The sequence below is a fragment of the Pseudomonas sp. PS01297 genome, assembly GCF_029959305.1.
Lineage (GTDB): Bacteria > Pseudomonadota > Gammaproteobacteria > Pseudomonadales > Pseudomonadaceae > Aquipseudomonas > Aquipseudomonas helleri.
The window spans coordinates 1-23,258 of sequence record NZ_JASCPQ010000042.1 but is presented as its reverse complement, the minus strand read 5'-3'; the positions used below and the strand labels follow the sequence as shown (position 1 = coordinate 23,258).

At 56.6% G+C, this 23,258-nt stretch carries 22 protein-coding genes, 5 tRNA genes and 1 riboswitch; of the genes, 12 read left to right on the top strand and 15 right to left on the bottom strand.

The window, feature by feature from the left end:
• Window positions 1-101 precede the first annotated feature (101 nt).
• A complete protein-coding gene (locus QMX84_RS14205) occupies window positions 102-755 on the top strand; it encodes a hypothetical protein (RefSeq protein WP_282364070.1) in 654 nt (217 codons plus the stop codon).
• Between the two features lie 231 nt (window positions 756-986).
• On the opposite strand, the gene QMX84_RS14200 is transcribed toward QMX84_RS14205, so the two are convergent.
• Entirely contained in the window at window positions 987-1,880 is an 894-nt protein-coding gene (locus tag QMX84_RS14200) for a LysR family transcriptional regulator (RefSeq protein WP_282364069.1), read from the bottom strand.
• A 94-nt stretch (window positions 1,881-1,974) separates the two neighbouring features.
• On the opposite strand from QMX84_RS14200, the gene QMX84_RS14195 reads away from it, so the two are divergent.
• Window positions 1,975-3,141 (top strand): MFS transporter, encoded by a 1,167-nt coding sequence (locus QMX84_RS14195; protein ID WP_282364068.1) that lies wholly within the window; start codon window positions 1,975-1,977, stop codon window positions 3,139-3,141.
• Window positions 3,142-3,195: 54 nt separating this feature from the next.
• Here the strand turns inward: QMX84_RS14195 and QMX84_RS14190 are convergent, their stop codons facing one another.
• Window positions 3,196-4,089, bottom strand: a complete 894-nt coding sequence (locus tag QMX84_RS14190) for a LysR family transcriptional regulator (RefSeq protein ID WP_282364067.1) — start codon at window positions 4,087-4,089, stop codon at window positions 3,196-3,198.
• Between the two features lie 128 nt (window positions 4,090-4,217).
• Here QMX84_RS14190 and QMX84_RS14185 point away from each other — a divergent pair, with 128 nt between their 5' ends.
• Genes QMX84_RS14185 through QMX84_RS14175 form a run of 3 tightly spaced genes read left to right on the top strand, consistent with a single transcriptional unit; the run spans window position 4,218 to window position 6,990 of the window.
• Window positions 4,218-5,405, top strand: coding sequence for an MFS transporter (locus QMX84_RS14185; protein ID WP_282364088.1), 1,188 nt, complete (start codon window positions 4,218-4,220; stop codon window positions 5,403-5,405).
• Window positions 5,406-5,432: 27 nt separating this feature from the next.
• Window positions 5,433-5,936, top strand: coding sequence for a cyclophilin-like fold protein (locus QMX84_RS14180; RefSeq protein ID WP_282364066.1), 504 nt, complete (start codon window positions 5,433-5,435; stop codon window positions 5,934-5,936).
• Window positions 5,937-5,961: 25 nt separating this feature from the next.
• Window positions 5,962-6,990 (top strand): alpha/beta hydrolase, encoded by a 1,029-nt coding sequence (locus tag QMX84_RS14175; RefSeq protein ID WP_282364065.1) that lies wholly within the window; start codon window positions 5,962-5,964, stop codon window positions 6,988-6,990.
• Window positions 6,991-7,119: 129 nt separating this feature from the next.
• Here QMX84_RS14175 and QMX84_RS14170 read toward each other — a convergent pair whose 3' ends face one another.
• Window positions 7,120-7,920, bottom strand: a complete 801-nt coding sequence (locus QMX84_RS14170; protein WP_282364064.1) for a GNAT family N-acetyltransferase — start codon at window positions 7,918-7,920, stop codon at window positions 7,120-7,122.
• A gap of 257 nt (window positions 7,921-8,177) precedes the next feature.
• Window positions 8,178-8,254: transfer RNA gene (locus tag QMX84_RS14165), tRNA-Arg, on the bottom strand.
• Between the two features lie 602 nt (window positions 8,255-8,856).
• Between QMX84_RS14165 and QMX84_RS14160 the strand changes: the two genes are divergently transcribed.
• The 3 genes from QMX84_RS14160 (at window position 8,857) to QMX84_RS14150 (ending at window position 12,009) form a co-directional block, all read left to right on the top strand.
• The gene (locus QMX84_RS14160) at window positions 8,857-9,207 is read left to right on the top strand and encodes a DUF3077 domain-containing protein (RefSeq protein ID WP_153376044.1); all 351 of its coding nucleotides are present in this window, start codon (window positions 8,857-8,859) and stop codon (window positions 9,205-9,207) included.
• 475 nt (window positions 9,208-9,682) lie between these two features.
• Window positions 9,683-11,221: an NCS1 family nucleobase:cation symporter-1 gene (locus tag QMX84_RS14155; protein WP_282364063.1), complete on the top strand. Its 1,539-nt coding sequence runs from the start codon at window positions 9,683-9,685 to the stop codon at window positions 11,219-11,221.
• Between the two features lie 59 nt (window positions 11,222-11,280).
• Window positions 11,281-12,009 carry an aspartate/glutamate racemase family protein gene (locus tag QMX84_RS14150; protein WP_048367851.1) on the top strand — a complete coding sequence of 243 codons (729 nt, stop codon included), beginning with the start codon at window positions 11,281-11,283 and terminating at the stop codon, window positions 12,007-12,009.
• Between the two features lie 31 nt (window positions 12,010-12,040).
• Here QMX84_RS14150 and QMX84_RS14145 read toward each other — a convergent pair whose 3' ends face one another.
• Window positions 12,041-12,316, bottom strand: coding sequence for a hypothetical protein (locus tag QMX84_RS14145; RefSeq protein WP_282364062.1), 276 nt, complete (start codon window positions 12,314-12,316; stop codon window positions 12,041-12,043).
• A 36-nt stretch (window positions 12,317-12,352) separates the two neighbouring features.
• Between QMX84_RS14145 and QMX84_RS14140 the strand changes: the two genes are divergently transcribed.
• Window positions 12,353-12,601, top strand: a complete 249-nt coding sequence (locus QMX84_RS14140) for a hypothetical protein (protein ID WP_282364061.1) — start codon at window positions 12,353-12,355, stop codon at window positions 12,599-12,601.
• 19 nt (window positions 12,602-12,620) lie between these two features.
• Window positions 12,621-12,797, top strand: a complete 177-nt coding sequence (locus QMX84_RS14135) for a PA3371 family protein (RefSeq protein ID WP_173430620.1) — start codon at window positions 12,621-12,623, stop codon at window positions 12,795-12,797.
• On the opposite strand, the gene phnN is transcribed toward QMX84_RS14135, so the two are convergent.
• Window positions 12,785-13,363, bottom strand: a complete 579-nt coding sequence (gene phnN, locus QMX84_RS14130) for a phosphonate metabolism protein/1,5-bisphosphokinase (PRPP-forming) PhnN (RefSeq protein WP_282364060.1) — start codon at window positions 13,361-13,363, stop codon at window positions 12,785-12,787. The genes QMX84_RS14135 and phnN overlap by 13 nt on opposite strands.
• Window positions 13,364-13,737: 374 nt before the next feature.
• Here phnN and QMX84_RS14125 point away from each other — a divergent pair, with 374 nt between their 5' ends.
• The gene (locus tag QMX84_RS14125) at window positions 13,738-14,064 is read left to right on the top strand and encodes an Arc family DNA-binding protein (protein ID WP_048367856.1); all 327 of its coding nucleotides are present in this window, start codon (window positions 13,738-13,740) and stop codon (window positions 14,062-14,064) included.
• Between the two features lie 109 nt (window positions 14,065-14,173).
• Here QMX84_RS14125 and mgtE read toward each other — a convergent pair whose 3' ends face one another.
• From mgtE to ltaE, 9 genes are all read right to left on the bottom strand, one after another.
• Window positions 14,174-15,616 carry a magnesium transporter gene (gene mgtE / locus QMX84_RS14120; protein ID WP_282364059.1) on the bottom strand — a complete coding sequence of 481 codons (1,443 nt, stop codon included), beginning with the start codon at window positions 15,614-15,616 and terminating at the stop codon, window positions 14,174-14,176.
• A 482-nt stretch (window positions 15,617-16,098) separates the two neighbouring features.
• A tRNA-Arg gene (locus QMX84_RS14115) sits at window positions 16,099-16,175 on the bottom strand.
• Window positions 16,176-16,245: 70 nt separating this feature from the next.
• A tRNA-Arg gene (locus QMX84_RS14110) sits at window positions 16,246-16,322 on the bottom strand.
• A 70-nt stretch (window positions 16,323-16,392) separates the two neighbouring features.
• Window positions 16,393-16,469 (bottom strand) — tRNA-Arg (locus QMX84_RS14105).
• A gap of 107 nt (window positions 16,470-16,576) precedes the next feature.
• Window positions 16,577-16,667, bottom strand: a tRNA-Ser gene (locus QMX84_RS14100).
• A 61-nt stretch (window positions 16,668-16,728) separates the two neighbouring features.
• Window positions 16,729-16,917: a carbon storage regulator CsrA gene (csrA, locus tag QMX84_RS14095; protein ID WP_003175645.1), complete on the bottom strand. Its 189-nt coding sequence runs from the start codon at window positions 16,915-16,917 to the stop codon at window positions 16,729-16,731.
• Between the two features lie 184 nt (window positions 16,918-17,101).
• A complete protein-coding gene (locus tag QMX84_RS14090; protein ID WP_048367860.1) occupies window positions 17,102-18,337 on the bottom strand; it encodes an aspartate kinase in 1,236 nt (411 codons plus the stop codon).
• 83 nt (window positions 18,338-18,420) lie between these two features.
• Complete coding sequence (alaS, locus tag QMX84_RS14085) at window positions 18,421-21,039, bottom strand: alanine--tRNA ligase (RefSeq protein WP_282364058.1); 2,619 nt, start codon at window positions 21,037-21,039, stop codon at window positions 18,421-18,423.
• 213 nt (window positions 21,040-21,252) lie between these two features.
• Window positions 21,253-22,257 (bottom strand): low-specificity L-threonine aldolase, encoded by a 1,005-nt coding sequence (gene ltaE, locus QMX84_RS14080; protein WP_048367864.1) that lies wholly within the window; start codon window positions 22,255-22,257, stop codon window positions 21,253-21,255.
• 158 nt (window positions 22,258-22,415) lie between these two features.
• A riboswitch (FMN riboswitch) is annotated at window positions 22,416-22,588 on the top strand.
• Between the two features lie 106 nt (window positions 22,589-22,694).
• On the opposite strand from ltaE, the gene QMX84_RS14075 reads away from it, so the two are divergent.
• Window positions 22,695-23,189, top strand: coding sequence for a 6,7-dimethyl-8-ribityllumazine synthase (locus QMX84_RS14075; RefSeq protein ID WP_282364057.1), 495 nt, complete (start codon window positions 22,695-22,697; stop codon window positions 23,187-23,189).
• Window positions 23,190-23,258: the final 69 nt, after the last annotated feature.

Below are 23,258 nucleotides of genomic sequence, written 5' to 3'. Positions count from 1 at the left end.
GCATGAGTAGCGTTCAGCCACCGTGATTTGATAGGGTGCCTCGGTACCGGCTAAAGTCGGCCTTTAACGAAACGTTAGCCACTGCACTCGAGACTTCGCCGATGACCAAGGAAAGCCCTCTGAGAAAAATAATTGCCAGCCTTCAGAATAAGATTTCTGTGGGTGGCTTGGACAAGGCCGCAATTGAGGAAGCAACGAAAGAACTAGCTAAACTTGGGTATCAATACGACGATGATCGTTTCCCTCCGCTCGTAGGCACGGAAAATTTCTCGAACAATAGTTCGGATTCTCCACAACACCTTGCAGAGGCTCTTTTGTGGAAGCTAGGGAAATGGAAGGCATATAAGAAGTTCTGTGAGAACTATGCCGCAGAGCACCCAGCGCCAACCAAGACCGACGTGGTGTTCTATGCCTTTGCAATGCATCTGAAAGATAAGAATAATCCGATTTATGACCAGCACTCAGTCAGGTCGCTTTGGGCTATATTCGGAAAATTAACTGCCGACGAAAGGCAGAAGTGTAAGTCGCTACTTTTCGATACGAAAAAAAAGTGGAAGCAGTCTGGCTCAGGGAAGAGTGCAATTGATTGCTACTCAATTTTCGTCAAATACGTTAATGACCTAGTTTCGGCTAGCGGTGGAGCAAGCAAGTCTGAACTTGACCGCTTACTCATGCCTCTAGGTCAGGCAATCAAGGAATCTACGCAAACATATATTGAGTTTCACGCCCTTTGTGGTTGGTCTAGCAGTGGCTAACAATTCGCTGCAGGCGCGACGGCCCTTAAGGTCTGAGGCCTGTGCAGACGCTAGTGTCCGCTTTTGGCCGTTAGCTGCCTTTCGTTACAGGTAGCTAACGGCCAGAAGCGGACTTTCACGACAGCCATTTAAGACGTGCGGACGCCCCATCCATCTTTTGATAGAGCACGCAAAAATGTTGGGGTTACTTCAACATCACAAGCCCCCGAAAATATCAGCCTACGCCTGCGCTTATATCCGGTGATGTTCCAGCAAGAAGTCCACGAACAATCGCACCCGCGCCGGCATGGCCGCCCCGCCGACGAACACCGCATGAATCGGTTCGCGGTCCCCGGGGTTCCATGCTTCCAGCAGCGCAATCAGGTCGCCGCGCTGCAGGTCCTCGCTCACGCTGAACTCACCGATACGTGCAATGCCGGCACCGACGCGCGCGAGTTGTGCCAGCGCTTCACCACTGCTGCATTCGATGTTGCCGCTGACCTTTAGGGAGAACTCTTCTCCATCGCGGATGAACGGCCAGTTGGGTTCAGCACGCCGGAAGTTGAAGCGCAAGCAGTTGTGCTGCAACAGGTCTTCCGGTGCCTGGGGGATGCCGTGGCGCTGCAGGTACTCGGGCGATGCCACCACGACCTGGCCGGTGTCGCCGATCCTGCGCGCGGTCAGCGGGCTGTCGGGCAGATGGCCAAAACGGATCGCGACGTCGGCCTGCCCGCCGAGAATGTCGACCACTTCGTCGCCCAAGGTGAGGTCGACGACGATGTTGGGGTAACGGGCGCTGAATGCGGCAACCAAGGGAACGATGGCCAGCCGCCCATGGCCAAGGGCGGCACTGACCCGCAATCGACCCCTGGGTACGCCCTGGTCGGCGATGGCTTCTTCGACTTCGTCCATGTCGGCCAGGATACGCCGGGCGCCGCGCAGGAACGCTTCGCCCTCGGCCGTAAAGGTGATCGCTCGAGTGGTGCGCAGCAGCAGACGGGTGCCAAGGCGTTGCTCAGTACGCGCGATGATCCGACTGACTGCCGAGGGTGTCAGGCCCAGTGCTCGCGCGGCGGCCGAGAGGCTGCCTTCCTGCGCCACGGTGGTGAACACGCTCATTTCACCTGACCTGCCGTTGAAGTCCACTTGTGCCTCCCGCGCAAAGGTGATTGCCAAAAATGCTATCTACCGCTTGAAAAGACGGGATCGTAGCATTAGCGGCATAGATAAGGAGCCTTTCATGCGTATCAATCCACCCCTAGTAGCGCTCGCCATCGGTGCCTTTGGCATCGGCGTAACAGAATTCGCCCCCATGGGCATGTTGCCGGGTATCGCTGCGGACCTAGGCGTTTCCATTCCCGCCGCCGGTTTGCTGGTCAGTGCGTATGCGCTGGGCGTATTGCTCGGCGCACCGTTGATGACCCTGACCACCGGCAAAATTCCTCGGCGCTATCTGCTGATCGGGCTCATGGCGATTTTCACCCTGGGCAATCTGATGTCAGCCCTGGCCACCGATTACTACAGCCTCATGATCGCCAGGGTGGTGACCTCACTCAACCATGGTGCATTTTTTGGCGTTGGCTCCATCGTCGCCGCCAGCGTGGTCGCCCCGGAAAAACGTGCCGGGGCGGTTGCGGCGATGTTCATGGGCCTGACCCTGGCGACCATCGGCGGTGTGCCGCTGGCCACCTGGTTTGGTGAGCTGTTCGGTTGGCGCACCGCGTTCTGGGGCATCACGGGTCTCGGCTTGTTGACCATGGCCGCGCTGTGGTTCGCCCTGCCTAACCTGAAGGCGCCGCAAAGCGCCGGTGTCATGGCCGAAATTCGAGTACTGGGGCGCGGTCCGGTGCTGAGCGCGCTGGCCCTGACCGTCGTCGGATCGAGCGCAATGTTTACCGTCTTCACTTACATCGCGCCGATCCTCAGCAGCGAGACCCAGGGTTCCACCGCCTACATCACCGCCATGCTGGTACTGTTTGGTGTGGGGTTGACGCTGGGCAATATGTGGGGCGGCAAGGCCGCCGACCGCTCAATAGATCGCACTTTGATCGTGTCGCTAAGCGTGCTGATTCTCGTCTTGCTGGCGTTCACCCTGCTGATGCGCTGGGAGGTGCCGGCTGCACTGACCATCCTGATATGGGGCATCGCCAGCTTCGCCCTGGTGCCGCCGCTACAGATGCGCGTCATGGAAGCAGCCAAGGACGCGCCCAACCTTGCCTCTGCGGTGAACATTGGCGCCTTCAACTTTGGCAACGCGATTGGCGCAGCGCTGGGCGGAGCGGTGATCAACGCGGGTTGGGGTTATCCGGCGATTTCCTTGGCCGGGGCAGCGATGGCGGGTTTGGGGTTGTTGATGGTCTTGGGTTCGGTGTGGCGTTCCAGGATGGTTGAGGCGGCGGTGGTGTGAGGGGGATGAGGGGCGGCAATCAGCCAGATGTGGACCACCAGAAGTCCGTCCCCTCTATCCAGTTATGCGCAATGCATTGGCAACCAGCGTAAAGGCGGGTGATGGCTGTCTACGGCTGGGGTAATACAAATAGTAGCCAGAGAACGGTGGGCACCAATCTTCCAGCACCCGCTCCAGCTTCCCTTCGCGCAGGTGCGGCTCAAACTCCTCTTCTGGCAGGTACGCAATGCCAAGCCCGGCCAAGGCCGCCTCCACGATATGGTTCGACGTGTTGAAAATGAGCTGGCCGTCTACACGAACGTTTACTTGCTTGCCTCGCTGCTCAAAGTCCCACACATAGAGCCCGCCAGATGTCGGCATGCGCTGGTTGATACAGCTATGGTTCATCAGGTCACGCGGTTTTTCGGGAATGCCACGGCTGGCAAAGTACCCTGGCACGGCGACAGCAGCCATCCGCAATGGCGGGCCTATCGGGACTGCAATCATGTCTTTGTCGATGGTGTCACCCAGGCGCACGCCTGCATCAAAACGATCCGCCACAATGTCCCTGAATCCGTAACTCACGTCGAACTCAACGTTGATATCCGGATATTCGTGGAGCAGCGCAGTGAGCTTGGGTAGCAGCGTGGTGCGCAGAACATGATCGCCGCAGGTGATACGGACGGTGCCCGCAGGCTTGTCGCGCATTTGCGTGAGGTTATCCAGCTCTGCCTCGATTTCATCGAAGCGATTACCGATCGCTTGCAGCAGTCGTTCGCCCGCGACAGTCGGCGAGACGCTGCGGGTAGTGCGCGTCAGTAACCTGATTTGCAGACGTGCTTCCAAACCACTGATGGCTTGGCTCAGTGCCGACTGGGTAACGCCCAGCACCCCGGCGGCACGGGTGAAGCTGCCTTCGCGCGCCACTGTCACGAATGAAAGCAGATCGTTGAGATTTCCTCTGACCATGGTATGGAGAACCTTTTACAGCTATTAATTAGCTGACCTTATAGCCTTGTTAAGTATTCATTAGCTAGTCGCGTGAGTATTCGTTCGTCACCATTACCGGTATGAATACGATTAACCGCAAGGCCCCGATGGCCACCGTTTCAACCAGCAACGAGGCTCCTGCCTACTGGAGCGGTGTCTTTGCAATGACGCTGTGTGTTTTCGCCCTGATTGCTTCTGAGTTCATGCCTGTCAGCCTGCTGACGCCGATGGCCGTTGATCTTCAGGTTAGCGAAGGAATGGCCGGGCAAGGCATTGCGATTTCCGGAGCATTTGCCGTGCCGACCAGCCTGTCGATCTCGTGGCTTGCCAGAACCCTCGATCGCAAGCTGCTGCTGTTGGCATTGGCCGGGTTGATGGCTATCTCGGGCTTGATCGTCGGGCTGGCACCCGACTATCAAACTTACATGGTCGGCCGTGCGCTCATCGGTGTGGTCATTGGCGGTTTCTGGGCGATGTCCGCGGCGACGGCCATGCGCTTGGTACCCGCCCCGCAAGTGCCGAAAGCGTTGGCCATCTTCAATGGCGGTAACGCGCTGGCTACCGTAGTTGCCGCACCGCTGGGCAGTTATCTGGGCTCCATTATTGGCTGGCGCGGGGCTTTTTTCTGTGTGGTGCCCGTCGCATTGATTGCTCTCGTCTGGATGCTCATCAGCCTGCCGCCCATGCCGGTGGAACCGCGCAAACCAGACTCCGGAAATGTGTTCAAACTGTTCAAAAATCGATCAGTAGCGCTGGGCATGGTCGGTTGCGGGGCGTTCTTCATGGGGCAGTTTGCGCTATTTACCTACCTGCGGCCCTTCCTTGAAACGGTAACGCGCGTCGATGTGTACACGTTGTCGTTGATCTTGCTGGTGATCGGTGCGGCAGGCTTTATCGGGACCCTGATTATCGGCCGATTTCTGACGCGCAGCCTGTTTCACACATTAATAGTCATTCCGGTCTTGATGGCCTTGATCGCTCTGGCACTGATCCCTTTTAGCCACTCGATCATCGTGGTTGCTGCACTGCTGGGCTTATGGGGGCTGTTGGCGACTGCGGCCCCAGTGGGCTGGTGGAGTTGGATCGCACAGGCCATGCCGAATAATGCCGAGGCTGGCGGCGGCCTGATGGTGGCCGTGATTCAACTGTCCATTGCTCTGGGCTCAACCGTGGGTGGAATGCTGTTCGATAGTCACGGCTATCAGAGCACGTTTGTCGCTAGTGCAATCGTGCTGCTGCTGGGTGCAGCGGTAACCGTACTAACGTCACACGCGCCCCCCTCTCGAACTGCTTGAACCCCGCAACGATCCAGGAGACAGGTTATGACCGGGAGCATTCACTGCGCCGCACATGCCGAGCAGCGCGAAGGCAGGAGCAAGCGGCCATTTCGTTGGCCTGGCGTGCTGTATTCAACACTCGTGCTGGGCAGTTACAACCTAACCAATGATGCCGCGTCGGCGTCTTCGATCACGGAGAAATCTCGCATGTGGATGACAGTCGGCGAACAACGCTTCGCCATCACCTTGGCCGACAACGCAGCCGCTCGTACGTTTGCCACGCTCCTGCCACTGACGCTGGAGATGAGCGATCTCAACAGCAATGAAAAATACGCCAGCCTTCCTGGAGCCTTGCCCTCCAATGCGATCAAGCCGGGAACGATCCACGCAGGTGATCTGATGCTGTATGGCAATGACACCCTGGTTATTTTCTATTCGACCTTTGAATCGACATACGCATACACACGCCTTGGGCATGTGGACGAAAACGGGAACCTTGCACAAGTGCTGGGCCGACATGCCGTGAGAGTGACCATCTCTCAAAACTGACTACCCTGCATCGATAAGGCTACCAATGAAAAAACTCATTGTTTTACTAACGCTTCTTGTCAGTTCACTCTCAGCAATAGGAGCCGATATGTCCAACGACGCGGATAATTTCTATACCAGCGACAAAGTGACAGTACAGAAGGTGACCTTCAAAAATCAGTACCAAATGAACGTGTCAGGTAATCTTTTTATCCCCAAAAACCTCGACGCCAACACCAAAAGTCCTGCGATTGTTGTTGGTCACCCGATGGGCGCGGTCAAGGAACAAAGCGCTAATCTGTATGCCACGAAACTGGCAGAAAAGGGCTTTGTGACACTGTCTCTGGATCTGTCATTCTGGGGCGAAAGCGAGGGGCTGCCACGCAATGCAGTTTCGCCGGATATTTATGCCGAAGACTTCAGTGCTGCGGTGGATTTTCTTGGCACCCGGCCTTTTATCGATAAAGAGCGGATAGGCGCACTCGGCATCTGCGGGAGCGGCAGCTTTGTTATCAGCGCGGCCAAGATCGACCCACGCATGAAAGCCATCGCAACGGTCAGCATGTATGACATGGGCGCCGCCAATCGTAATGGCTTGAAGCATGGGCAGACGCTTGAGCAACGCAAAGAGACCATCGCGCATGCCGCACAGCAGCGGTATGTAGAGTTCACGGGTGGTGAAACACTCTACACCAGCGGCACAGTGCACCAACTGGACGAAAATACGCACCCGATCCAGCGAGAATTCTATGATTTCTATCGCACGCCACGGGGCGAATACACGCCAGCCAGTTCGTCCAAAGAGCTGACCACGCACCCGACGCTTACTAGCAATATCAAGTTCATGAACTTCTACCCTTTCAATGACATTGAGACGATTTCACCTCGTCCGATGCTGTTCATTACCGGAGCCAACGCGCACTCAAGAGAGTTCAGCGAAGAAGCTTACAAGCTTGCTGGCCAGCCCAAGGAGCTCGTTATCATTCCTGGCGCAGGCCATGTTGACCTTTATGATCGTGTCGACCTCATTCCTTTTGACAAGCTGGCGAGCTTTTTCCAAAGTAATTTGAAGTGATGATACTGAGATCGAATTAAGCGTCTGGGCTTAAACGGTGTTTGTTTAAAGTCCGCTTCTGGCCGACAGCAGCCCTTTGTGACTGGTTGTTATCGGCCAGAAGCAGACGCTCCCTCTCAGCCGTTCATCTCAGAGATCCGCCAGACGGTACAGTGCTTGGGCATGGGATGCCGTGAACCCGGCACGCTCCAGATTTCGGCGGCTTTGGGAGCTGGCCAGCGCGGTCGCAGCCACCCATTGACCGCCATGTTTCTTTGCTTGCTCTATTCGGTGAGAAATCAGCGCTGCGTGGTAGCCGTAGCCCCGAGCATCTTTTCGAGTTGCCGCCGTTCCAAGGTAAGCAACACCATTGCTGGCCAAGTACATCGAAGCCCCTGCTACCACCACTCCCTGCGCTTTCAAGACATAGATTTTCAGACGTCCATCAGGCCTCTGCCCTGCAAAGGAAGCCTGATTCAGCAGCCGATGCTCCGGCTTGGTATGAAAGCCAGCCGCGTGCACTTCTGCGAATAGAGCCAGAGTCTTCGGCGTGACCTCTTCAATTTCGAATGAGTGATAACTCAAAATCACGTTTTCAATAGCACACGCTAATTGCAGGTGAGTCCAGCCCCTCAAACGCTCAAGCCGTTCCTCGCCCAAAATGGCGTATTGCTCCAGCGACGAAGATTTTCCGAAAAGAGGGGTGACAGCCGATCGCTCCGCTGACTCATTGAGCAATTTCAACACTGCCAGAGGGGCGCTGGAGATGTCACCGTAGATGCGGTTGAACATCGGGCTAGGCGATGCTTTTACTTGAAAGCACGGATAGTCTTCGTTGAAAAAAACACGTGCACCATATGGATTGCCGCTGACATCTGCCAGATTCTCAACGCGCGAACGTAAATACTCGCATTCTGCGGCCTCAATCTTATGAGCCAATTCCACATCCATGTTCGTCGCCCTTTTTCAGGATTTTCTGGAGGGGTAAAACGCATCGAGCAATACGCTTGTATCCGGCACGCACAGTGGCGGTTTCAGCTTAACTGCCCGCTTTGGGTTATTAGTAGTTATTCGCGAGCCACAAGCAACATCCATCACTTTTACGAAGCGCGTGGGCAAAATCCGACCTTGGGGATCAGAGAAGTGGGGGCTTGAGAGAAACCCATTCGAGGGTCTATCAGGAAATATAGCTAACCAACTGAATGTGGTGGTGTCCCAGGCGGGGTTCGAACCTGCAACCTTCCCCTTAGGAGGGGGATGCTCTATCCAATTGAGCTACTGAGACAAACGTTTGCGCCACACGCTGATGGCGTGACGCAGAGGACGGCGTGCATGTTAACGGGCATGCCTTTGTTTGTCATGTCGTCCGTTGGCTTTTTGCGTGTGGGGGGGTGCGCTACAGGGTGGTGGGTGGGTGGTTGGGTCTCGCAGCCTCGCTGCGCGAGCCAGCGACTACGAGGTGGTTGGGTTGGCGGGATTTTTGCGGGGAATCAAAAGATCGCGAGGCAAGCTCGCTCCTACCGTTTGATTGGGGATGGTGGCGGGGGTTGGCGCAAAATAAGGCTTTTCGTACGACGCTTCGCTTTCCATCTGGTGAAACTTCCGAGAAAATCCCATTCGCTTGCGCCTGTTCAGTCCGGGGAATAGTCTCGGCCCATCGCTGTCTTTCAGCGGTCGGGTTTAGTAGCCCTACGATGTGAATTTGGCGCAAGGCGCCACCTCAGCGAGGCGCTTTTTTACGGCCTGCGTTTTATGGTGGCCGTGCGCAGGGCGCCTTCGAGCGCGCCGGTTTTGCCAAGTTCACCGGTCTACTAACCTGCGCACGGCTGCCACCTCTCGTTTAGTAGCGATATGTGACAGCTCCTTTAATGAAATTGGAGTTGTGCCATGAAGAAGATTGTTCCCGATCCACCTACCCTCCCCTTGCACGAGGCTGCTCAGTGCAGTGATGTGTCGTTGGACCGTGCCGCCGCTGAGCGTGCACTGGATTTTTATTTGCTCGACCCTAAGCCTCCACGACACGTGGATCAGGCCACGTATGTCATCCCCGACAGTGTCAATTTAGAAGCGGCTTTGGCCCAGGCGTCAGACTTGTTGCGCTGCGCGGGCGCTTCGGCGAGTGAGGCGGGGAATGGTTTGAGCGGCCATGCACGCAGTTTGGTGTTGTCGAGCATGCACTTGGTGGAGCTGGCCAAGGCGTATGTCGATAAGTCGCTGGATGGTTTGACGACGCACTAGAGCAGTACGTGCCTGGGTGCAAGCAGGCACGGTTTTCAAGATTAAGAGCTCGCGAGGCAAGCTCGCTCCTACAGTTAAAAATCGTATACAGGTTGTCACATAACGGTGCACTCATTGGGTGCGACGCGGGGGGCGTGCATCAAAAAGTAACAGCCTTTTTGGGGCGCACACTTTTGGGCGTTTGTTGATTTTTCCTGCCTTACGCATTTCACGCTTTTTTATACTTTTTAAATTAATCTTATTTTTCAAACTGTTACAGAAATATTCGAAGTTTCTGAGTACACGAACGCTGCCGCGGCGCGGTTGGCTGGCATGAATATCGCTTTGAGCTAAACGACACTTGTATACAAATACGTACGAAATTAAGTACACGTTGTTTAGTAGCTTGCACCCTAACTGCAGGCATAACGCGGACTTCATCACCAGTGATTCCACCCTGTCATGACGCAGGTATGGGGTCAGGAGCTTGCCCAGAATGCGCACAAGACTCTCCAGCACTATCGCTCTGGATTTACCCTCTTCCGTTTCTACCCCGCAACCGCTGGCGGACAGTTCGTCTACCACGCTGGCGATTAGCCCACGCCTGCATAACAACGATCTGGCACCGACCAAAACTGAAGGTCGGCGCTGGGGGCGTTACAGCATTTTTGCGCTGTGGACCAATGATGTGCACAACATTGCCAATTACTCGTTCGCCATCGGTTTGTATGCACTGGGGCTGAATGGTTGGCAGATTCTGCTCTCACTGGGCATCGGCGCAGGGCTGGTGTTTATGTTCATGAACCTGTCCGGCTATATGGGCCAGCGCACCGGGGTGCCGTTTCCGGTGATCAGCCGTATCAGTTTCGGTGTGCATGGGGCGCAGATTCCCGCGTTGATTCGTGCAGTTATCGCGATTGCCTGGTTCGGGATTCAGACGTATTTGGCGTCGGTGGTACTGCGCGTGCTGCTGGTGGCGGTGCACCCCGGCTTTGCGGCGTATGACCATGACTCGATCCTGGGGCTGTCGAGCCTGGGTTGGGTGTGTTTTGTGGCGATCTGGCTGGTGCAACTGGCCATCCTGGCGTATGGCATGGAGATGGTGCGCCGTTATGAGGCGTTTGCCGGGCCGGTGATTTTGCTGACGGTGATCAGCCTGGCGGCGTGGATGTATTTTCAAGCCAACGGCACCATCGCCTGGTCTAACCGGGTGCCGCTGAGCACCGCCGAGGTGTGGCGCAATGTGTTTGCTGGCGGGGCGTTGTGGCTGGCGATTTATGGCACGTTGATTTTGAATTTCAGCGACTTTTCCCGCTCTTCGCCGTGCTGCAAAACCATCAAGGTCGGTAACTTCTGGGGCCTGCCGGTGAATATTCTGGTGTTCGCCGGGATCACCGTGCTGCTGTGCGGCGCGCAGTTTCAAATCAATGGGCAAATTATCGAAAGCCCGACGCAAATTATCGCGTCCATCCCGAATACGTTTTTCCTGGTGTTGGGCTGCCTGGCGTTTCTGATTGTGACGGTGGCGGTGAATATCATGGCCAACTTTGTCGCCCCGGCGTTTGTGCTGAGCAACCTGGCGCCCCGCCATTTGACGTTTCGCCGCGCCGGGATGATCAGCGCCACCATTGCGGTGCTGATTCTGCCGTGGAACCTCTACAACAGCCCGTTGGTGATTGTGTACTTTCTGTCGGGCCTGGGCGCCCTGCTCGGCCCGCTTTATGGGGTGATCATGGTCGATTACTGGCTGCTGCGAAAAGGCCAGATCGATGTGCCCGCGCTGTACAGCGAAGACCCACGTGGCGCTTATTTTTACTCACGCGGGGTCAATATGCGCGCCGTAGCGGCCTTTATTCCGGCGGCGCTGATCGCCATCGTGCTGGCGCTGGTACCGGGGTTTCATGAGGTGTCGCCGTTCTCCTGGTTGATTGGTGCGGGCATCGCGGCGCTGTTGTATCTGATTTTTGCCAAGCGCCAGGCGCATTACGCCAGCGTCAGCGGCGAGTCGATTGCGGTTGATAACGTCAGCCACTGAGTGTTGTGCGGCCCGCGGATGGCGGGCCGTGTTTTTACTTTTTTGTTGCAGGAGCTTGCATGCGAATTCTCGTGGTCAACGTCAATACGACTGACAGCATCACCCAGGCCATTGCGCGACAAGCGCAGGCGGCCGCGGCGCCCGGGACTGAGATTATCGGGCTGACCCCGGATTTTGGGGCTGATTCGGTTGAAGGCAATTTTGAGAGTTATCTGGCCGCCATTGCGGTGATGGACAAGGTCATGTCCTACGACCAGCCGTTTGATGCGGTGATTCAGGCCGGTTATGGCGAGCACGGGCGCGAAGGTTTGCAGGAGTTGCTCAACGTGCCGGTGGTGGACATTACCGATGCGGCGGCCAGCACGGCGATGTATGTGGGCCGCGCGTATTCGGTGGTGACCACGCTGGATCGCACGGTGCCGTTGATTGAAGATCGCCTGCGCCTGTCGGGGTTGTGGGATCGCTGTGCGTCGGTGCGGGCCAGCGGCCTGGCGGTGCTGGAGCTGGAGGAGTCCCCCGAGCGCGCACTGGAGGCCATTGTGCGCCAGGCCGAGCTGGCGGTGAGTGAGGACCGTGCTGAGGTGATTTGCCTGGGCTGCGGCGGTATGGCCGGGCTGGATGAGCAGATTCGTCAGCGCACCGGGGTGCCGGTGATTGACGGCGTGAGCGCGGCGGTGACGGTTGCTGAGTCGCTGGTGCGCCTTGGGTTGTCGACGTCCAAGGTGCGCACGTATGCGCAGCCGCGCCCCAAGGTGATTTCGGGGTGGGCGGCGAAGTTTATGCGGTAGTTTTAGGTTAGATTTTTAGAGCAAAAGCCCCTCACCCTAGCCCTCTCCCGCAGGAGAGGGAACTGATTGGGGGATGCTGAAGATAATTGGCCATTAACCCCTTGCGTTGAATCCAACGCCGCGAGAGCGTTTGCGTCAGGTTTTTAATCACTTCCCCGCCTGGTTTTCCAGCATCGTGCATTTTGCATTGCACCAAAAAGCCATCATTGCAATTTGCAATTGATCGGTCCTCACAAAACACATCAAACCATTGATTTATAAGGATTTTATAAACAAAAAGAGTTGGCATGATGCCTGCTCTATTCATGGCATCACCTAATTCTAAGAGATGACCGCCATGACCATGAACAGAACCCTTTTCTTGTTGAATGTTCTTGCCCTGGCGGTTTTGACTGGCTTTCACTTTTACGCCGACCCGGTTGCCGCCGAGCCCGGTATGGATGTGGCCGGCACGTACAGCAAACCTCATACGCCGATACCACAACGGGCCGTGATGATGGGTAACAGCCACGTTACCCCGCATTTGGCCACCGAGCGCTCAACCACCCCTGCCGCCTTCGAGAACACCCAGGGCGATCGCTGGGTTTTCTGAAAAAAGAGATGTCTAATCCATGTCCAAAATTGCTTTCGGCTTGTTGATGCTCGCCCTGCTGAGCCTAGCTCTGGGTCTGTTCTCTCAGGACGAGTTGGGGAATACGCCGTTGATTGCCGCCACCGTGTTTTTTGCTGGCTGGCTGGTGGCCCGCGCACTGGGGCGCCGCTTCAAGTTTGACCCTCAGTTGCGCTGAGGCGTCGCGATGGCGGCATCTATGAGCGCGAGCAAGCGCTGAACGCCAATCTGCAAGGCGGCCGAGTTATCCAGCAGGTGCACACGGTCAGCGACCAACGCTTCTACAGACTCCAAAAAGAGTTCATTGCGCGCCAAGCGGGCGTTTATTTCTGCCGGGGTTTCTCGGCCACGGGCTAGCAAGCGCTGACGCAAGACGTCGGTATCAACCCGCAACATAATCGCCAGCAAGTTCGGGTAGCGTTCGCGGGCCTGTTTGAGGTGCCCTCTCGATCCGTTGACCAGCACGTGGCGCCCGGCCGACAGCCAGTGATCCAGCTGCACGGGTATGCCGTATTCCAGACCATTGGCTTGCCAGTCCAGAGCAAAGGCGCCGCTGGCCTTGAGTGCCTGGAACGCTTCGCGGCTAACGCCAATCGCCTCTTCACCTGCCGACTCTGCCGAACGGGTGATCACCCGCTGGATCACTTCACACCCGCGCGCCGCCAAATCAGGGCGTGCAGCTTCGATCAGGCTGTCTTTGCCTGAGCCTGAAGGCCCCATCAAATAGATCAATTTACCTGGCACTCGGTGGATCTCCGGGACGCGGCTGCGTAAGGCTGGGTTCACCCGCACAGGGTGAGGAGGCAACAAGATGGGGGCTGCTAAGAAGCATTCAAGTCAGTCAATGATGGCCTTTACACATAATGGTTCCTTTTAGAAAAGCCGATAGCCTGTAAACTACGTAGGACAACGCACATTTTTGACAATAGGTGCTGGCTTATAGCCTTTATCCCGTTCAATATTTGTCACAGAATTGACGCCAGGGAAGTGGCAGATATGAGGCATGATGCGCGCCTCTTTGCAATTCAGGTTGAACATTTGGCCACAAGCCTGGTCTGAAACCATAGCTTGCGGCCAATTTCCGAGAACCGCTCCCCTGAACTAACCGGTTAACTATAATGCGCCCATTGAAACAGGCAATTTACTCAAGCCGTACGGCTGACAAGTTCGTCGTTCGCCTGCCAGACGGAATGCGTGAACGCATTGCCGAAGTGGCTCGCAATCACCACCGCAGCATGAACTCCGAGATTATTGCTCGCCTTGAGCAAAGCCTCATTCAGGAAGGCGCACTGGGTGATGAACCTAGCCTGCGTCTGGACAGCCCTGAGCTTTCCCTGAACGAACGCGAGTTGCTGCAACGCTTCCGCCAACTGTCTCACCGCCAACAAAACGCTTTGGTTTCCTTGATTGCTCACGATGTTGAAGCCACATCCGACGCGTCTTGATTTAACCCAGGCAACAAAAAAGCCAGCGCTCTGCTGGCTTTTTTATGGGCGCTGTTCAGGCGCCAATAAAAAGGCCTGACGGGCTAGTTGCCGGTCAGGCCTTTTTTGGTCAGAGCAAGAACAACGTTGCCAGCCCCAGGAAGATAAAGAACCCGCCGCTGTCGGTCATGGCGGTGATCATTACACTCGCACCCATGGCCGGGTCACGCCCGAAGCGGGCCAGTGTCATGGGGATCAACACGCCCATGAGCGCCGCTAGCAGCAAGTTGAGCGTCATGGCGGCTGTCATCACCACCCCCAGCGACCAGCTGCCGTATAGCAGGTAGGCGACCACACCGATCACCCCGCCCCACACCACGCCGTTGATCAAGGCCACGGCCAGCTCTTTGCGCATGAGGCGCTTGGTGCTGCCGGTGTTCACCTGGTCCAGCGCCATGGCGCGCACGATCATGGTGATGGTCTGGTTACCGGAGTTACCGCCGATACCAGCCACGATGGGCATCAGGGCTGCCAGGGCCACCAGTTTTTCAATCGAGCCTTCAAACAGGCCGATCACTCGTGAAGCAATAAAGGCGGTGATCAGGTTGATCGCCAGCCAGGCCCAGCGGTTACGCAGAGATTTCCACACCGAAGCGAAGATGTCTTCTTCTTCGCGCAGACCGGCCATGTTGAGGACTTCGCTTTCACTTTCCTCACGGATCAAGTCGACCATTTCGTCGATGGTCAAACGGCCAATCAGTTTGCCGTTTTTGTCGACCACCGGCGCCGAGATCAAGTCATAACGCTCAAACGCCTGAGCGGCATCGTAGGCGTCTTCGTCCGGATGAAAACTCACCGTGTCGGTGGCCATGACGTCAGCCACTTGTTTTTCAGGGTCGTTGACCAGCAGACGTTTGATCGGCAGCACGCCCTTGAGCACGCCGTCGTAATCGACCACAAACAGTTTGTCGGTGTGGCCAGGCAATTCTTTGAGGCGACGCAGGTAACGCAAGACGACTTCAAGGCTGACGTCTTCGCGGATCGTCACCATCTCGAAGTCCATCAGGGCGCCGACCTGGTCCTCGTTATAGGACAACGCAGAGCGAACGCGCTCACGCTGTTGCGCATCGAGGGTTTCCATCAGCTCATGGATGACGTCTCGCGGCAGCTCAGGGGCCAGGTCAGCAAGTTCGTCGGCGTCCATCTCCTTGGCGGCGGCCAGGAGCTCGTGATCGTCCATGTCGGCGATCAGGGTTTCACGCACAGAGTCAGACACTTCAAGCAGGATGTCGCCATCACGGTCAGCCTTGACCAACTGCCAGACGGTCAGACGATCGTCCAGGGGCAAGGCTTCCAGAATGTAGGCAACGTCTGCGGAGTGCAGGTCTTCCAGCTTGCGCTGGAGTTCAACAAGGTTTTGGCGATGAACCAGGGTCTCGACGCGATCCTGGTGCTGGCCTTCCTGACGGTGCGTCAGGCCCTCAACCACGCGCTGGCGGTTGAGCAGCTCAATCACTTGAGCCAGGCGGCTTTGGAGGCTGTCTTGTGCTTTCTTTACTTCAACTTCGGTCATAGGCGAACTCCACTCCCAGCAGCAGGGCACGCCGGAAGGATCAATCAGTCAATTCATGATTGGAAAAACGGGATGCTGAGTTACTACTGGGTAAGTCCATGGAGGTATTCCACAAGCCCCGGCGGGGCTGACGGGCGCAATCATACACGGCTTAAAAATTAATGACGCTATAAATCTGTGGAGATAACAAACGTTTACGGCTGCGTCTGGACCGCTGAATCTGCGACGCTAAAAGCGCTTGGCAGAGCACACCTTTTTTATGAATCTTCGTGCGGTCTGGCAATTTTTAGAAGATCAACAGATCGCGAGGCGAGCTCCTACAGACAGACATCGCCCGGCTCGGTTAATTCCTGGGGGCGGGTTCACGATAAACAGAAGATAAGTCGGGGACGTGACAAAAAAGGCTGCTTGCCGGAGCGATTCGACATTTCATAAATCGCAGACAGCAAAAAGCCCGCATAAAATGCGGGCTTCTTGGTGTATGGTGCACTCGACAGGATTCGAACCTGTGACCGCTCGGTTCGTAGCCGAGTACTCTATCCAGCTGAGCTACGAGTGCAAGTTGTGTTTGTTAAACCAGACCACCCTGGTTGAAGCAAAGTTAACTACCGGAGCAACTAACTTATAAATGGTGCACTCGACAGGATTCGAACCTGTGACCGCTCGGTTCGTAGCCGAGTACTCTATCCAGCTGAGCTACGAGTGCAAGTTGTGTTTGTTAGACCAGCCCACCCTGGTTGAAGCAAAGTTAACTACCGAAGCAACTAACTCTTAAATGGTGCACTCGACAGGATTCGAACCTGTGACCGCTCGGTTCGTAGCCGAGTACTCTATCCAGCTGAGCTACGAGTGCATTTGAAGCTGCGTATTATAGACCGTTGAATCTCTCTGCCAAGTGTTTTTTTCAATAAATTCAACAACTTACTGAAGTGGCTAGATTCTAACGTGCTACATGAATAATGGCGGAGAAGGGGGGATTCGAACCCCCGACACCCTTTTGAGATGTACTCCCTTAGCAGGGGAGCGCCTTCGGCCACTCGGCCACCTCTCCGCAACACGGGGCGTATAATAACCAGCCTTTTCCCCGTATGCAACTAAAAACTTAAATAAAATTAAAGACTTGGTTCCTCGTCCTTTTCTTTCTTGATCCGCAGGTAGATTTCCTCGCGGTGCACGGCCACTTCCTTGGGCGCATTCACACCAATTCGCACTTGGTTTCCTTTGACGCCGAGCACGGTCACAGTAATTTCACCATCGCCTATGATCAGGCTTTCTGCGCACCGGCGAGTCAGAATCAGCATACGTTTCTCCTCACACTTACATTCAGGGACAACAGTCTGCAAAAAAAAAGGGCTTGGGCTTGCGGCTATATAGCGACAAAACCCTGCGCCCTTAGTATTGACCAACATGGCAAAAGATAAAGCCCTGTGCCACATCCATCAAAAAAACAAAGGGCGCGGGTTCACCGCGCCCTCTGGGCAACGCTTACTCGCCCTGCCGGGCAGGTGCGTCCAAATCAAAAGCCGTGTGCAGGGAACGCACTGCGAGCTCCAGGTACTTCTCTTCGATCACCACCGACACTTTGATCTCGGAGGTCGAGATCATCAGGATGTTGATGTTCTCTTTGGCCAGCGATTCAAACATGCGGCTGGCAACGCCTGCGTGCGAGCGCATGCCCACACCGACAATCGACACCTTGGCAATGTTGGTATCGCCGACCACTTCACGGGCACCGATCTCGCGGGAGGTGTTTTCCAGGACCTCAAAGGCGGCCTGGTAGTCGTTGCGGTGCACGGTAAAGGTGAAGTCGGTGGTGTTATCGTGCGCAACGTTCTGCACGATCATGTCGACTTCAATGTTGGCCGCGCTGATCGGGCCGAGGATTTTGAATGCAACACCCGGGGTATCTGGCACGCCACGGATGGTCAGCTTGGCTTCGTCGCGGTTGAAAGCGATGCCAGAAATGATCGGCTGTTCCATGGATTCCTCTTCATCGATAGTAATGAGGGTGCCCGGACCCTCTTTAAAGCTGTGCAATACGCGCAGCGGAACGTTGTACTTGCCGGCGAACTCAACGGCACGGATCTGCAACACCTTGGAGCCCAGGCTGGCCATTTCCAGCATTTCTTCGAAGGTGATCTTTTCCAGGCGCTGAGCCTTGGCCACAACCCGTGGGTCGGTGGTGTAGACGCCGTCAACATCGGTGTAGATCTGGCATTCGTCAGCCTTCAGGGCTGCCGCCAGCGCCACGCCGGTCGTGTCCGAGCCACCACGGCCCAAGGTGGTAATGTTGCCGTTTTCATCCACGCCCTGGAAACCAGCAACCACCACTACGCGTCCTTCCTTCAGGTCGGCGCGAATTTTCTGGTCGTCAATTTTCAGAATGCGGGCTTTGGTGTGCGAACTGTCGGTCAGGATGCGCACCTGGCTACCGGTGTAGGACACCGCTGGAACGCCGCGCTTGTTCAGCGCCATGGCCAGCAAGCCAATGGTGACTTGCTCGCCGGTGGAGACAATCACGTCCAGCTCACGAGGCAACGGCTGATCGCTGATCTGTTTGGCCAGATCAATCAAACGGTTGGTCTCGCCGCTCATCGCAGACAGCACAATAACCAGGTCGTTGCCGGCTTCGCGAAACTTCTTAACTTTATCGGCGACCTGCTCGATTCTCTCGACAGTGCCGACCGAGGTGCCTCCAAATTTTTGTACGATCAAAGCCATTTCAAAGCAGCCTCAGCCCATAAAGGGCGCCCATTTATCATTCAAACGACGCGCCGCCACTAGACGACGGCGCGTACTGGACCTCAGATACCCTGCTCGACAAATGGCACAGTCAGGGCCAGCGCGGCGTCCAGGGCTGCGGCATCAACACCGCCGCCTTGCGCCATGTCCGGACGACCACCGCCCTTCCCGCCCACTGCTGCAGCGGCCTGCTTCATCAAATCACCGGCTTTGAGTTGGCCAGTCAGGTCTTTGGTCACGCCTGCAACCAGTACGACCTTATCTTCATGAACACTGCCGAGCAGGATCACTGCGCGGCCGAGCTTGTTCTTCAGCTGATCTACCAGCGCCAACAGCGCCTTGCCATCTTGACCGTCCAGGCGGGCGGCCAACACGTTCACGCCTTTTACATCGACTGCCGAGGATGACAGATCATCGCCCGCAGCGCTTGCGGCCTTGGCCTGCAATTGTTCCAGTTGTTTTTCCAGCTGGCGGTTACGCTCCAGCACGGCCGACAGTTTGTCGACCAGGTTGTCACGCGAGCCTTTAACCAGGCTTGCAGCTTCTTTGAGCTGCTCTTCGGCGGCGTTCAAGTAAGCCAGCGCCGCAGCGCCGGTGACCGCTTCAATACGACGAACGCCCGAGGCCACACCGCCTTCGCTGGTGATTTTCATCAGGCCGATGTCGCCGGTGCGCTGAGCGTGGATACCACCGCACAGCTCAACCGAGAAATCGCCACCCATGCTCAGCACGCGCACGCTGTCGCCGTATTTCTCGCCAAACAACGCCATGGCGCCTTTTTGCTTGGCGGTTTCGATATCGGTTTCTTCTGTCTCAACCGGGGTGTTCTTGCGAATCTCGGCGTTGACGATGTCTTCCAGTGCCTTGATCTGCTCAGGCTTGATGGCTTCAAAGTGGCTGAAGTCAAAACGCATGCGCTGACTGTCGACCAGCGAGCCCTTCTGCTGAACGTGCTCGCCCAGCACCTGGCGCAAGGCGGCGTGCAGCAAGTGCGTGGCCGAGTGGTTCAGCGACGTGGCGTGACGCACGTCGGCATCGACTTGCGCTTCAACGGTTTCACCGACCTTCAGGCCACCGGCAGCCACAACGCCGTGGTGCAGGAACGCGCCGCCGGTTTTGGTGGTGTCACGCACATCAAAGCGCGCAGCACCGGCTTGCAAGTAACCGCAATCGCCAACCTGGCCACCGGATTCTGCGTAGAAAGGCGTGCGGTCGAGTACGACCACGCCCTCGTCGCCTTCATTCAGGCTGGTAACCGACTGGCCTTCTTTATAGAGGGCAATCACTTTGGCCGAGCTGTGGGTCGCGCCGTAGCCGATAAACTCGGTAGGCACGTCAACTTTAACCAGGGTGTTGTAGTCCAGACCGAACGAGCTGGCCGAACGTGCACGCACACGCTGGGCTTCCATTTCGCGCTCGAAGCCTTCTTCGTCCACGGTCAGGTTGCGCTCGCGGGCGATGTCGGCAGTCAGGTCCATCGGGAAGCCGTAGGTGTCATACAGCTTGAACACCACGTCGCCCGGCACCACGGTGCCTTTAAGCTCAGCCAGATCCTGCTCGAGGATTTTCAGGCCCTGCTCCAGGGTTTTGGAGAATTGCTCTTCTTCGGCTTTAAGTACGCGCTCGATGTTGGCCTGCTCGCGCACCAGCTCCGGGAAGCTCTCGCCCATCTCGGCCACCAGGGCCGCGACGATCTTGTAGAAGAAGTTACCGGTTGCGCCCAGCTTGTTGCCGTGACGGCAAGCGCGACGAATGATGCGACGCAGCACGTAGCCACGGCCTTCGTTGGAAGGCAGCACGCCATCAGCAATCAGGAAGCTGCACGAACGGATGTGGTCAGCCACAACCTTCAGCGACGCCTGGCCTTCGTTGGCGCAGCCGATCGCTTGGGCGGCGGCTTTCAACAGGCTCTGGAACAGGTCGATGTCGTAGTTGGAGTTCACGTGCTGCATCACCGCACTGATCCGCTCCAGGCCCATGCCGGTGTCTACCGACGGCGCTGGCAACGGATGCAACACGCCGTCGGCGGTGCGGTTGAACTGCATGAAAACGTTGTTCCAGATCTCGATGTAACGGTCGCCGTCTTCTTCTGGCGAGCCCGGTGGGCCACCCCAGATCTCAGGGCCGTGATCGTAGAAAATCTCGGTGCACGGACCGCACGGGCCGGTATCGCCCATGGTCCAGAAGTTATCGGAAGCGTACGGCGCGCCTTTGTTGTCGCCAATGCGGATCATGCGCTCGGCAGGCACGCCCACGTCTTGGGTCCAGATGTCATAGGCTTCGTCATCGCTGGCGTACACCGTAACCCAGAGCTTTTCTTTAGGCAGCTTCAATACGCCGGTCAAAAAGGTCCAGGCGAAGTTGATCGCGTCTTTCTTGAAATAATCGCCAAAGCTGAAATTGCCGAGCATTTCAAAGAAGGTGTGGTGACGTGCGGTGTAACCGACGTTTTCCAGGTCGCTGTTCTTACCACCGGCACGCACGCACTTCTGGCTGCTGGTTGCACGGGTGTAAGCACGTTTTTCTTGACCCAGGAAGCAGTCCTTGAACTGGTTCATCCCCGCGTTAGTGAACAGCAGGGTTGGGTCGTTATTCGGGACCAAGGAGCTCGAAGGGACACGGGTGTGACCTTGCTCCTCGAAGAAGCGAAGGAAGGCTTCACGGATTTCTGCGCTTTTCATAGGTTCTTCCACGGAGGCTGCGGCCAGAGGCAAATCATTGCTGTCAATTGATGGCTATTGCTCAGAAGCCGGACGGATCGGAACCCTTCCTGCCCAGGCAAACAATTCTCATCAATTGACAAATGACTCGCAAAGGGCCGCATTATATCGGCCCTTCGCCTTGGGTACAGTGTGTTTATACGATAGCTGCAAGCAATTGGACAGATTGCAAGCTTATTGACGGATAAAGTCGCGGAAAACCTCGATGGTTTGCTCGATTTGGCTGCGGCTGACGTCCATGTGGGTGACCATGCGCAAGCGCGGCGCCGCACTGAGCTTGATGCCCCGCTCCCCCGCAAAGGCTTTAAGTGCCGCCGCCTGCCCATCAACTTGCACGTAAACCATGTTGGTCTGTACCGGCTCAACGCGATAACCGGCCTCACGCAGGCCATCGGCCAGCCGTTGCGCATTGGCATGGTCATCGGCCAGACGCGCCACTTGATGGTCCAGCGCATATAAGCCCGCCGCGGCCAGCTGCCCGGCCTGGCGCATGCCGCCGCCGACCATTTTGCGCAGGCGCCGGGCCTTGCCGATCAATTCAACGGTGCCGCACAACACAGAGCCCACCGGCGCGCCCAAGCCCTTGGACAAACACACCGAAACCGAATCGAAATGGCGGGCAATTTCACTCGCATCCACCCCCAGCTTCACCGCCGCGTTGTACAGCCGCGCGCCGTCCAGGTGCAGCGCCAGGCCGTGTTCACGGGTCAAGCGGCTGGCCTGCGCCAGATACTCGACCGGCAGCACCTTGCCCTGCATGGTGTTTTCCAGGGCCAGCAAGCGGGTGCGGGCGAAGTGAAAGTCGTCAGGCTTGATTGCCGCCGCTACCTGTTGCAAATCCAGCGAGCCGTCGGCCTGAACCTCCAGCGGCTGGGGCTGAATAGAGCCCAACACGGCCGCACCGCCGCCTTCGTATTTATAGGTGTGCGCCTGCTGCCCCACGATGTATTCGTCACCACGCCCGCAATGCGCCATCAGCGCCAGCAAGTTGCTCATGGTGCCGGTGGGCACAAACAGTGCCTGTGCAAACCCCAAGCGCGAGGCCAGTTCAGACTCCAGCTTGTTTACCGTCGGGTCTTCACCGTACACATCGTCGCCCAGCGGCGCGCTCGCCATGGCGTCACGCATGCCTGTGCTGGGTTGGGTCACGGTGTCGCTGCGCAGATCGATAACACTCATGCAAAAGTCCTCGGCCGTCGGCTCATCAAAGAAATCCTTGTGGCGCAAGAATAGCCTTATACAGGCATCAGAAAATACGATGGCTATTAGCAAAAAGCAGCGATGCATCTTTGAAACATTTGTGATACAAAATGCCCGCTGCCCTGAAACACGGGCGGCAACGTTCTCAGGGCGGGGTGTAACTCCCCACCGGCGGTAATTACGCGCAATGCGTATAGCCCGCGAGCGCTTGGCGCATCAGACAGCTTTTAAGCTGATGATGGGGCAAGGTCAGCAGACCCGGTGTGATCCCGGGGCCGACGGTCATAGTCCGGATGAAGAGAGAACGGGATTGGCGCCAAAGGGCCGTTACCAGAGGGGGGAGTACCCGTCTGCACGTACCCTTAAATCCCATTCGATTCATATGCCCTGTTTTTCACACAAACAGGAGTCAGAACATGCAACCTACCGCTATTCATCACAACGAACGCGTCGCTTTCATCCAGGCCAGCTGGCACAAAGAGATCGTCGATCAGAGCCGTAAAGGCTTCCTGGCCGAGATGCTTGAACAGGGCTATCAAGAAAGTGACATCGACTTCTTTGAAGTCGGCGGTGCGTTCGAAATCCCGTTGCACGCCAAACTGCTGGCCAAGACTGGCCGCTACGCCGGTATCGTCGGTGCCGCACTGGTGGTCGACGGTGGCATTTATCGTCACGATTTCGTGGCACAGTCCGTGGTCAGCGGCCTGATGCAAGTGCAGCTGGAAACTGAAGTGCCGGTGTTCTCGGTCAGCCTGACCCCGCACCACTTCCACGCGGGCGAAGAGCACCAGAAGTTCTTCTTCGAGCACTTCGTGCACAAAGGTCAGGAAGCGGCGAAAACCTGCGTAGACACCCTGCAGAAAATCCGCGCTATCAAGCGTCTGGACAACCAGCAAAAGCGCGCGGTTTAACTAGCCGACCTTGTAGGAGCGAGCTTGCCTCGCGATCTTTTGATCTTCAAAAAGATCGCGAGGCAAGCT

Excerpts from the sequence above, each read along its gene's own strand:
- QMX84_RS14205 (WP_282364070.1), top strand. The coding sequence starts at position 102 with ATGACCAAGGAAAGCCCTCTGAGAAAAATAATTGCCAGCCTTCAGAAT.
- QMX84_RS14195 (WP_282364068.1), top strand. The coding sequence starts at position 1,975 with ATGCGTATCAATCCACCCCTAGTAGCGCTCGCCATCGGTGCCTTTGGC.
- QMX84_RS14190 (WP_282364067.1), bottom strand. The coding sequence starts at position 4,089 with ATGGTCAGAGGAAATCTCAACGATCTGCTTTCATTCGTGACAGTGGCG.
- QMX84_RS14185 (WP_282364088.1), top strand. The coding sequence starts at position 4,218 with ATGGCCACCGTTTCAACCAGCAACGAGGCTCCTGCCTACTGGAGCGGT.
- QMX84_RS14180 (WP_282364066.1), top strand. The coding sequence starts at position 5,433 with ATGACCGGGAGCATTCACTGCGCCGCACATGCCGAGCAGCGCGAAGGC.
- QMX84_RS14175 (WP_282364065.1), top strand. The coding sequence starts at position 5,962 with ATGAAAAAACTCATTGTTTTACTAACGCTTCTTGTCAGTTCACTCTCA.
- QMX84_RS14170 (WP_282364064.1), bottom strand. The coding sequence starts at position 7,920 with ATGGATGTGGAATTGGCTCATAAGATTGAGGCCGCAGAATGCGAGTAT.
- QMX84_RS14160 (WP_153376044.1), top strand. The coding sequence starts at position 8,857 with ATGAAGAAGATTGTTCCCGATCCACCTACCCTCCCCTTGCACGAGGCT.
- QMX84_RS14155 (WP_282364063.1), top strand. The coding sequence starts at position 9,683 with ATGCGCACAAGACTCTCCAGCACTATCGCTCTGGATTTACCCTCTTCC.
- QMX84_RS14150 (WP_048367851.1), top strand. The coding sequence starts at position 11,281 with ATGCGAATTCTCGTGGTCAACGTCAATACGACTGACAGCATCACCCAG.
- QMX84_RS14145 (WP_282364062.1), bottom strand. The coding sequence starts at position 12,316 with ATGAATAGAGCAGGCATCATGCCAACTCTTTTTGTTTATAAAATCCTT.
- QMX84_RS14140 (WP_282364061.1), top strand. The coding sequence starts at position 12,353 with ATGAACAGAACCCTTTTCTTGTTGAATGTTCTTGCCCTGGCGGTTTTG.
- QMX84_RS14135 (WP_173430620.1), top strand. The coding sequence starts at position 12,621 with ATGTCCAAAATTGCTTTCGGCTTGTTGATGCTCGCCCTGCTGAGCCTA.
- QMX84_RS14125 (WP_048367856.1), top strand. The coding sequence starts at position 13,738 with ATGCGCCCATTGAAACAGGCAATTTACTCAAGCCGTACGGCTGACAAG.
- mgtE (WP_282364059.1), bottom strand. The coding sequence starts at position 15,616 with ATGACCGAAGTTGAAGTAAAGAAAGCACAAGACAGCCTCCAAAGCCGC.
- csrA (WP_003175645.1), bottom strand. The coding sequence starts at position 16,917 with ATGCTGATTCTGACTCGCCGGTGCGCAGAAAGCCTGATCATAGGCGAT.
- QMX84_RS14090 (WP_048367860.1), bottom strand. The coding sequence starts at position 18,337 with ATGGCTTTGATCGTACAAAAATTTGGAGGCACCTCGGTCGGCACTGTC.
- alaS (WP_282364058.1), bottom strand. The coding sequence starts at position 21,039 with ATGAAAAGCGCAGAAATCCGTGAAGCCTTCCTTCGCTTCTTCGAGGAG.
- ltaE (WP_048367864.1), bottom strand. The coding sequence starts at position 22,257 with ATGAGTGTTATCGATCTGCGCAGCGACACCGTGACCCAACCCAGCACA.
- QMX84_RS14075 (WP_282364057.1), top strand. The coding sequence starts at position 22,695 with ATGCAACCTACCGCTATTCATCACAACGAACGCGTCGCTTTCATCCAG.